Genomic DNA, 9,295 nt, shown 5'->3' with positions numbered 1-9,295 from the left:
GGAGGAAGGGTCAAGGGGGCGCCTGCTCGGGCGGGCGCAGCAGCGTCAGCGCGGCGGTCGCGGCGACGGCTTGGAGCCCGGCCGCGATCACCAGCGCCGTGGCGTAGCCGTGGGCGAGATCCGCCACCGCGTTCCGGGCCAGTACCAGGCCGAGCAGGGCGACGCCCAGTGCGGCGGCTGTCTCGCGTGCCGCGGTCAGCAGTGCCGCGACCGTGCCGGAGTCCCGGCCGGCGACCGTGTCCAGCGGATGGGCCGTCAGAGGGGCGGTGCACGCTGCCCCGAGGCCGAGCAGCACCAGACCGGGTACCCGCGACAGCAGGTCGGGAGCATGAGCCGTGCCCGCCAGCGCCAGGAATCCGCCGCCGCCCGTCAGGCAGCCGGCCGCGACGGTCGCGCGCACCCCGAACCGCCTCGTCATGCGCACCACGGCAGGTGTGGCGACCACCACCGCGATCGCGATGACGACGAGCGGCAGGCTGGCCGCCACGGGCCCCTGGGCGAACGTCTCCTGATGGACCATCGGGGTGAAGTAGACGGCCCCGCTGACCCCGATCCCCCAGGGCAGCAGCACCGCGACCGAACCGAGCACGGCGGAGTTCCGTACGACCTCGCGGGGGAGCAGCGGCGTCGCGCTGCGCAGTTCGTGGCGTACCAGCGTCGCCAGTGCGGCCGCGCCCACTGCCACGGGCAGCCAGGTCCAGTCCTGGCCCCAGCCCACGATGGCCGCCATCAGCGCCGTGCTCGCGGCGACCGCGAGCAGTGCGGGGCCGACGGGGATCGCGGTGCGTACCGGCTCGGCCCCGTCGTGCGCCGGCCTGCCGAGCAGGACCGCCGCGGCGGCCAGTGGTGGCAGGTGGGCCAGGAAGATCCATGACCAGTGGCCGTGCTGGGTGAGCACACCGCCCAGCCAGGGTCCCAGCGCGAGCGCGGCGGCCAGGGCCGCGGTCCAGACCGCGGCCCCCAAGGGGCGGTGACGGGCCGGCAGCCCGGTGCGCAACAGCCGCAGGGTGCCGGGAACCACGATCGCGGCCCCCGCACCCTGCCCCACCCGGGCGGCCATGAGAACGACGGCGTCGGATGCCGTCGCGGCGGCCAGCGACGCCGAGGCGAAGAGCACCAGCCCTGCCCGCAGCCCCGCCGGACCCCAGCGGTCGAGCAGCGGTCCCGTGGCCGGAAGCAGCCCGGCGAAGGTCAGCATGTAGGCGATGCCGAGCCACTGGGCGCCCGCCATCCCCAGACCGAGTTCGGCCCGCATGGAGGTCAGAGCCGCGACCAGGACCGAATTGTCCGCGGTGGTCACGAACGCGACCAGTGCGATGACGGTCAGCAGCCGGCCGGAAGACGGTCGAGGGCAGGACGGTCGGGGGCAGGACGGTCGGGCCGTCATGGCGACACCGGTAAGGCCGGCGTGCCCGGTGCGTCCGCGGCTGCGGGCCGCATGCGGTACGGCGCGTTGCCGCCCCGGGGCGACGGGATCAGGACCAGTCGGCGCCGCCCCGGTGACCGCGGGCGTACGGCGACGGAGCGCGGCATCACCCGCTGCCCGGGGATGCCGACGCCACGTGTACCGAAGCCGCATGCCGCCCTCACGACGGGAATTCCGGTGCGATGCCGCCGGCCACCGGGGCGGGCAGGGGAAAGAGCAGGAACAGCCGCCACATCTGCTTTCGCCACCACTTCCGAGAACGCGCGCGGTTGACAGTCGGCCGGTCCGTGGGCCGGGGCTCACATGGCGCCCGGACGACGGCTCCAGTCAGACCGGGCAGGTGCCGCGGTGTCCCGAGCCGCTGAGGTCCTCGCGGTCGGCACCTGCTCGTCGGCGAGGGCCGGCGGGCCGGCCGGCGTCGCGGCGCTCACCGCCGCGTCAGCGGCGAAGACCGCCGGCCCCGGAACGAATGCACGGCGCACGTCGAACTCCTCGATTCACAGCGGAAAAGCGGAGTGCAAAAACTAAGTGGACCGTCACGGCACCGAGAACGGGCTCGGGAAAAGATCGCCGCCCCATGCCACGCCCACCGGAGCGGACTGTCACGTTCATGAGCGTCCTGCTCACCGGCACCACCGTGCGTACGCGACCTCACGGCGGATGGCCATATCCATCGGGGGGCGTCGACCGACTGGGGGGCGACTCGGGCGGATGCGCGTAGTCCCGGACGTACCCGAGGTCACGGCCGCCGAAGCGCCACTCCCCGCACACCGGGCGGGCCCGCTGCCGAGTCCGGTCGCCGTCACCCGCCGACGCCGATCGAGGACTCCGGTCCCCGCTGGTTCCCGGAAATGACCGAGGGCCGGTGTCGGATTCCTCCAAAACCGGCCCTGACCTGCGACTCTCACGAGTCGGGACGACAGGATTTGAACCTGCGACCCCTTGACCCCCAGTCAAGTGCGCTACCAAGCTGCGCCACGTCCCGGTGTGCGCTTCCCGCGGAACTCCGCGTGATCGCGCGAACAGCACTTTACCCCACACCGGGCGCTGCGCCGAAGGCGGCTGCGGCGCGGGACAATCACCCCATGGGCAGCACAGGACACAGCGACGACGACCGGCCCGCGGGCGTGCGGGACCGGGACGCGGAGGGGCGGGCGCGCAACGCCCGGCCCCGGGACGGGCTGGGGCGGCCGCTGCCGTACGGCGCGCCCGGGGTGGAACGCCAGCCCGAGGGGGTGGTGCGCACGCCGCAGGAGACGGTCGCGCAGGCGCAGGCCCTGCTGGACGCGGGCAAGCCGTTCCACGCCCACGAGGTGTTCGAGGACGCCTGGAAGTCGGGCCCCGAGGCGGAGCGCGCCCTGTGGCGGGGGCTCGCGCAGCTCGCGGTGGGCCTCACGCACGCGGCGCGCGGGAACGTCACGGGCGGCGCCCGGCTGCTGCGGCGCGGCGCCGGGGCGCTGGAGGAGTGGGCGCGGGGCGCGGCGCAGTGGCACCCGCACGGGATCGACGTCGCCGGGCTGGCCGGCTGGGCGCGGGGGCTCGCCGGGGCCGTGGAGGGCGCGGACCCCGTGGTGGACGCGCGGGAGGCGGCACCCCGGCTACGGTGACGGCGGCGGAGGCGACGCGCCGTCTGCGGCGGAGGCGACGCGCCGTCTGCGGCGGAGGCGACGCGTCGACTGCGGTGGTGGCGGGCGGAGTCGACGCCCCGGCCGCGGTGGCGGCCGGCGGGATCCGGTGCCGTCACTGTCAGTGGCGTACGGCAGACTCGTGGTCGTGCGAGAGATTCATGTCATCGGTATCGGCGCGGGCGACCCCGACCAGCTCACCCTCCAGGCGGTCAGGGCGCTGCGGAGCACGGACGTGTTCTTCGTCCTGGACAAGGGCGAGGTGAAGAGCGACCTCACGCGGCTGCGCCGGGACATGCTGGACACGCACATACCGGAGGGGACGTACCGGATCGTGGAGGCGCGCGATCCCGAGCGGGACCGCCGGGCGGGCGGCGCGGCGTACTCCCCCGCCGTCGGCGACTGGCGCACCGCCCGCGCCGACATCTACGAGCGGCTGATCGCCGAGGAACTGGGCGAGGACGACCAGGGCGCGTTCCTGGTGTGGGGGGACCCGGCGCTCTACGACAGCACGCTGGGGATCCTGGAGGAGGTGCTGGCCCGGGGCACGGTGGCGTTCACGTACGACGTGGTGCCGGGCATCAGCAGTGTCTCGGCGCTCGTCGCCCGGCACCGGACGGGGCTCAACCGGGTGGCGCGGCCGGTGCAGATCACCACCGGGCGGCGGCTCGCCGAGGGCTTCCCGGAGGGGGTGGACGACGTGGTGGTGATGCTCGACGCCCACCAGACCTTCCGGCGGTACGCGGGGGAGGACATCGACATCTACTGGGGCGCCTACATCGGCACCCCGGACGAGATCCTCGTCTCCGGCCCCCTCGCCGAGGCCGGTCCCCGCATCGAGCGGCTGCGGGCCGAGGCGCGCGAACGCAAGGGCTGGATCATGGACACGTATCTGCTGCGCCGCAACCCCGGCGACGCCTGAGAAGAGCCCGCGGGGCGGCACCCGGGCGGACCGCTCCCGCGTGCGGGGCGGGCCGGCGGGTGTGATCGTGACCTGGTGACTGTCACCGACGAAGCCGCGGGACCGGCACCGCCCGCCGCGCAGCCGCCCGTGCTGGACACACGCCGGCGCAACGTCGTCTTCGTGACGATCGTGCTGGGGGTGCTGCTGGCGGCCCTGGACCAGACGATCGTGGGCACGGCGCTGCCGACCATCGTGTCGGACCTCGGCGGAGCCGCGCACATGTCGTGGGTGGTCACCTCCTACCTGCTCGCGGAGACCGTCGCGACGGTGCTGGCCGGCAAGTTCGGCGACCTGTTCGGCCGCAAGGTGGTCTTCCAGGTCTCGGCGATCGTCTTCATCACGGGGTCGTTCCTGTGCGGTCTGGCCACCAGCATGCCGCTGCTGATCGCGTGGCGGGCGATGCAGGGCGTCGGCGCGGGCGGTCTGATGGTGACGTCGATGGCGCTGATCGCCGACGTCGTCCCGCTGCGGCAGCGCGGCACGTACCAGGGCGCGATCGGTGCCGTGTTCGGCGTGTCCACCGTCATCGGGCCGCTGCTGGGCGGCCTGTTCACCGACCACCTGTCGTGGCGGTGGGCGTTCTACGTCAACGTGCCCATCGCGATCCTCGTCGTCGTCGCGGCCGCGCGCACCATCCCGGTGGTGCGCGCGGCGTCCCGCCCGGTCATCGACTACCTGGGCATCGCGCTGGTCGCGGTCGGCGCGAGCGCCCTGATCCTCGCGACGAGCTGGGGAGGCGTCGAGTACGCCTGGGGGTCGCGGGTCGTCATCGGCCTGTTCGTGGGCGGCGCGCTGGCGCTGGCCGGGTTCTGCTGGGTGGAGAGCCGGGCGAGGGAACCGATGCTGCCGATGCGGCTGTTCGGCAACCCGGTGTTCACGGTCTGCTCGTTCCTCAGCTTCATCGTCGGCTTCGCCATGCTCGGCGCGATGACGTACCTGCCGAGCTACCTCCAGTACGTCGACGGCGACTCGGCGACCGTCTCCGGCGTCCGCACCCTGCCCATGGTGATCGGTCTGCTCATCGCGTCGGTCTTCAGCGGCAACGTCGTCAGCAGGACCGGCGCCTACCGGGTGTTCCCGATCGTCGGCTCGCTGGTGATGGCCGTCGGGCTGTACCTGATGTCCCTCATGGGCCCGGCGACGGGCGCCTGGCTGGAGTCGCTGTACATGTTCGTGCTGGGCACCGGCATCGGCCTGTGCATGCAGGTGCTGACCATCGCCGTGCAGAACACCGTGGAGTACGCCGACCTCGGCACCGCCACCTCCGGTGTCACCTTCTTCCGCACCCTGGGCGGTTCGTTCGGCACGGCCGTCTTCGGCACGATCTACACCAACGCCCTCACGGCGAACCTGCGGGACGGTGTCGCGGCCGCCGCGGCGACCGGGGGTGCCGACCCGGCGACCGTCGCCCGGGCCGCGACCAGCCCCCAGGGTCTGCACGGGCTGCCCTCCGACACGGCGGCCCCGATCATCGACGCCTACGCCGACACCCTTCAGACGGTGTTCCGGTGGACGGTGCCGGTCGCCGCCCTCGGCTTCGTCGTCGCGCTGTTCCTCCGGCAGGTCCCGCTGCGCGACAGCGCCCGGATGGGCTCCACCGACCTGGGCGAGGGGTTCGCCTCACCGCACGACGCGAACGCCCGGCGGGTGCTGGAGACCTCCGTCGCGAAGATCATCGGCCGGACGGACCTGGACACCGCGCGGCGGATCGTCGAGGACTCCGACACCCGGCTCGACGTGGCGGGCGCCTGGGCGGTGATGCAGGTCGAGCTGTTCGACCGGATGGTCGGCCACGCCAGCCTCGGGCTGATCGCCGCCCGCCGCCACATCCTGCCGGAGGTCCTGCTGCCGGTGTTCGACCGCATGGTCGACGAGGGCTACCTGACCCGCCACGGCTCGCTCCTGTCGCACACGGCGGCGGGCGAGCGCGAGGCCCGCGTCATCACCGAGGCGTGGGGCCACTGGCTGGAGGACCGCATCCGGCAGGACATCGGCCGGCCGGCGGGCAGCGACCTGCGGGCCGCCGTGGACACCATCGCCAAACGGCTCCTCGTCGAGGACCTCAGCACCGGCCTGCCCCGCCGGGCGGCGCAGCTCGCCCCCGGACCCGCGGCACCGTGACACTCCGCAGCCCCCTGACACCCGGGGGCACGCCGAGCCCGGCACGCCGAGCCCGGCACGTCGAGCACGGCACGTCGAGCCGGCGGTCAGGAGGGGGCGAGGTCCAGGCCTGCCAGCACCCCCGCCACGTCCGGCACCACCGGCACCCCCTCCGGCAGGGCCGGCCGTCGTACCACCACGACCGGCAGGCCCAGCTCGCGCGCGGCGGTCAGCTTGGCGGCCGTCGCCGCTCCCCCGCTGTCCTTGGTCACGACCACGTCGACACGGTGCTCGCGCAGCAGGGCCAGTTCGTCGGCGACGGTGAACGGGCCACGGGCCAGGACGACGTCGACGTCCGCCGGCATCGGCGGTCCGGGGGGTTCCACCGACCGTACGACGAAGTGGAGTCCGGTCAGGTGCGCGAAGGCCGCGAGGCCCAGGCGTCCCGTCGTGAGGAGGACCCGCCGGCCCAGGCCGGGCAACAGGTTTGCCGCCGCCCCCAGGGAGGCGACCGTATGCCAGCGGTCGCCCGGGCCGGGCCGCCAGGACGGCCGGCGCAGGACCAGCAGAGGACATCCGGTGGCGGCCGCGGCCCGCGCCGCGTTGGCGGTGATGCCGGCGGCGAAGGGATGGGTGGCGTCGACCACGGCGTCCACCCGCCGCTCGCGCAGCCACGCGGCGAGGCCCTCCGCCCCGCCGAACCCGCCGATCCGTACGTCCCCCGCGAGCGCCCCCGGCCGGGAGACGCGCCCCGCCAGCGAGGACGTCACCCGGACGCCGGGACGGGCCGCCAGGGCGGCGGCGAGTTCGCGTGCCTCGGTGGTGCCGCCGAGCAGGAGGACGTGCGCGGTCATGCCGTGTCCCGTTCGCCGGTGGGCGCACCCGCCCGGCCCGGTCGTCCCGCTCGCGTCCGTTCGTCCGTCACGCCGGTCAGTCTAGGAAGCGCCCGCACGGTCTACCGCAGCAGCAGTTGGAGAGCGCCGACCACGGTGGCCGCGATGACGAGCCTCTCGAACACCTTCTGGTTGATGCGGTGCACGGCCCACTTGCCGAACAGCGCCCCGGGCACGACGAACACGGCGAGCGCCGCGTCCAGGAGCAGCGAACGGCCGTCGATCAGGCCGAGGCCCACGCTGAACGGCACCTTCGACACGTTCACGATGAGGAAGAAGAACGCGGAGGTGCCGAGGAAGCCGAGTTTGCGGAAGCCCGCCGACAGCAGGTACATCGACATCACGGGGCCGCCCGCGTTGGCGACCATCGTGGTGAAGCCGCCGAGGACGCCGTAGGAGCGGGCCTTGGCCCGGCCCGCCCGGGTGACCACGGCGTCGGGGTCGTCGGCCGCCTCGGCCGTGCGCCGCCGCCACACCGTGACCCCCGCCATGAGCAGCAGGATCGCGCCGATCGACGTCCGGACGATCGCGTCGTCGGCCCACACCAGGAAGAGGGCGCCGACGACGACGCCGGCCGCGACCGCGGGGAAGAGCCGCCAGAGCGTGGGCCAGTGGGCGTGCCGCCGGTAGGTGAGGACGGCCAGGACGTCCCCGGCGATCAGGATCGGCAGCAGGACGCCGGTGGAGGCGCGGGCGGGCAGGACCGCGGCGAAGATCGCCAGGCTCACCGTGTTGGCCCCGCTCACGGCCGTCTTGGAGAAGCCGACCAGCAGGGCGGCGAGGGCGAGGGCGGCGAACTCCCAGCCGGTGAGGTGCCACAAGGTCATCATGTTCATCGCGGGAACCGATGCTATGCGCACCTAACGGGCGGCGGTAAGCGGCGTCTCGCCTGACGGCGCCTCCCTGCGGGGGCGCCGGGCTTCCCGACGGGCCGTCAAGGCGGGGTCAGGACAGCCCTAGTGCAGCCCTAGCTAGTGCCTCTCCACCAGCACCGCGCTCCCCTGTCCCACGCCCACGCACATCGTCGCCAGCCCCCGCGCGGCACCCGTGCGCCGCATCCGGTGGAGCAGCGTGGTGAGGATGCGGGCCCCCGAGCAGCCGAGCGGATGGCCCAGGGCGATGGCTCCGCCGCTGGGGTTGACCAGGCCGGGGTCGATGCCCAGCCGGTCCACGCACGCCAGTGCCTGGGCGGCGAACGCCTCGTTGAACTCGGCCTCCTGCACGTCGTCGACGCTCCACCCGGCGCGGGTGAGGGCCTTGCGGGTGGCGGGCACCGGGCCGATGCCCATCACGTCGGGGTGGACACCCGCGGAGGCGCCGGCGACGTAGCGGCCCAGGGACTCCAGCCCCAGGTCGTTCAGTGCCTCCTCGCTGACCAGGAGGAGGCCCGCGGCGCCGTCGTTCATCGGTGAGGCGTTGCCCGCGGTGACCGTGCCCCCGGGCCGGAAGACCGGCTGGAGCCCGGCGAGCCGCTCGTACGAGGTGTCCTCGCGGATGCCCTCGTCGGCGTCGACGACCACGCCGTCCGGGCGCCGGACCGGCAGGAGTTCGTCGTCGAAGTGGCCGTTCCCGCGCGCCTCGGCGGCCCGCCGGTGGCTGCGCAGGGCGAACTCGTCCTGGCGTTCGCGCGGGACGCCGTACCGGCTCGCGACCTCCTCGGCGGTCTCGCCCATGGCCAGCAGGCCGTGCAGGTCCTTCATCGCGGGGTTGACCAGACGCCAGCCGAGCCGGGTGTCGACGGTCTCGACGCGGTGCGGGAGGGCCTCGTCGGGGCGGGCCAGGACGAAGGGGGCGCGGCTCATCGACTCGGAGCCGCCCGCGAGCACGATGTCGGCCTCACCGGCGGCGATCGTGCGGGCGGCGGCGGTGACGGCCTCCATTCCGGAGGCGCACAGCCGGTTGACCGTGGCGCCGGGCACGGTCTCGGGGAGGCCGGCGAGCAGCGCGGCCATGCGGGCCACGTTGCGGTTGTCCTCGCCGGACTGGTTGGCGGCGCCCCAGTACACGTCGTCGATGCGGGCCGGGTCGAGCGCGGGCACCTCGGCGACCAGCGCCCGGATCACCGAGGCGGCGAGGTCGTCGGGACGCACGGTGGACAGGGCGCCGCGCAGCTTTCCGATGGGGGTGCGGCGGGCGGCCGCGAAGTGGACGGGACGCACGACTGGACTCCTGACCGACGACGCCGGGGACGACGGCGCCGGGTGATCGGCACGGCACCGACGCCGTGGCACGGCACACAAAATTAGCACTGCTAGTTTTGGACTATAGACCGGTGCCCCGCCCCCTG

Annotated in this window: 7 protein-coding genes and 1 tRNA gene; 3 read left to right on the top strand and 5 right to left on the bottom strand. The window is 74.1% G+C overall.

The window, feature by feature from the left end; translation table 11 throughout:
- Positions 1-10: 10 nt before the first annotated feature.
- Together ACFV9M_RS20985 and ACFV9M_RS20980 are read right to left on the bottom strand one after the other, a co-directional pair.
- Positions 11-1,387, bottom strand: a complete 1,377-nt coding sequence (locus tag ACFV9M_RS20985; protein ID WP_385068840.1) for an MFS transporter — start codon at positions 1,385-1,387, stop codon at positions 11-13.
- A 950-nt stretch (positions 1,388-2,337) separates the two neighbouring features.
- Positions 2,338-2,411: transfer RNA gene (locus ACFV9M_RS20980), tRNA-Pro, on the bottom strand.
- Between the two features lie 100 nt (positions 2,412-2,511).
- Between ACFV9M_RS20980 and ACFV9M_RS20975 the strand changes: the two genes are divergently transcribed.
- The 3 genes from ACFV9M_RS20975 (at position 2,512) to ACFV9M_RS20965 (ending at position 6,136) form a co-directional block, all read left to right on the top strand.
- Complete coding sequence (locus ACFV9M_RS20975) at positions 2,512-3,033, top strand: DUF309 domain-containing protein (protein ID WP_385068839.1); 522 nt, start codon at positions 2,512-2,514, stop codon at positions 3,031-3,033.
- A gap of 166 nt (positions 3,034-3,199) precedes the next feature.
- Positions 3,200-3,973: a precorrin-6A synthase (deacetylating) gene (gene cobF, locus ACFV9M_RS20970; protein ID WP_385068837.1), complete on the top strand. Its 774-nt coding sequence runs from the start codon at positions 3,200-3,202 to the stop codon at positions 3,971-3,973.
- A gap of 75 nt (positions 3,974-4,048) precedes the next feature.
- Complete coding sequence (locus ACFV9M_RS20965) at positions 4,049-6,136, top strand: MDR family MFS transporter (RefSeq protein WP_385068835.1); 2,088 nt, start codon at positions 4,049-4,051, stop codon at positions 6,134-6,136.
- 86 nt (positions 6,137-6,222) lie between these two features.
- Here ACFV9M_RS20965 and ACFV9M_RS20960 read toward each other — a convergent pair whose 3' ends face one another.
- The 3 genes from ACFV9M_RS20960 to ACFV9M_RS20950 form a co-directional block, all read right to left on the bottom strand.
- Complete coding sequence (locus ACFV9M_RS20960) at positions 6,223-6,969, bottom strand: cobalt-precorrin-6A reductase (RefSeq protein ID WP_385068833.1); 747 nt, start codon at positions 6,967-6,969, stop codon at positions 6,223-6,225.
- 101 nt (positions 6,970-7,070) lie between these two features.
- Positions 7,071-7,844 carry a sulfite exporter TauE/SafE family protein gene (locus ACFV9M_RS20955; RefSeq protein WP_385068831.1) on the bottom strand — a complete coding sequence of 258 codons (774 nt, stop codon included), beginning with the start codon at positions 7,842-7,844 and terminating at the stop codon, positions 7,071-7,073.
- Positions 7,845-7,979: 135 nt separating this feature from the next.
- Positions 7,980-9,167, bottom strand: a complete 1,188-nt coding sequence (locus ACFV9M_RS20950) for a thiolase family protein (RefSeq protein ID WP_385068829.1) — start codon at positions 9,165-9,167, stop codon at positions 7,980-7,982.
- Between the last annotated feature and the right edge of the window lie 128 nt (positions 9,168-9,295).

Origin of the sequence: Streptomyces sp. NPDC059895, from assembly GCF_042731035.1 — a bacterium.
GTDB lineage: Bacteria > Actinomycetota > Actinomycetes > Streptomycetales > Streptomycetaceae > Streptomyces.
Note: the sequence above shows the minus strand (reverse complement) of the source record. Positions and strands in the feature narration are given on the sequence as shown.

Excerpts from the sequence above, each read along its gene's own strand:
- ACFV9M_RS20960 (WP_385068833.1), bottom strand. The coding sequence starts at position 6,969 with ATGACCGCGCACGTCCTCCTGCTCGGCGGCACCACCGAGGCACGCGAA.
- ACFV9M_RS20955 (WP_385068831.1), bottom strand. The coding sequence starts at position 7,844 with ATGAACATGATGACCTTGTGGCACCTCACCGGCTGGGAGTTCGCCGCC.
- ACFV9M_RS20985 (WP_385068840.1), bottom strand. The coding sequence starts at position 1,387 with ATGACGGCCCGACCGTCCTGCCCCCGACCGTCCTGCCCTCGACCGTCT.
- ACFV9M_RS20975 (WP_385068839.1), top strand. The coding sequence starts at position 2,512 with ATGGGCAGCACAGGACACAGCGACGACGACCGGCCCGCGGGCGTGCGG.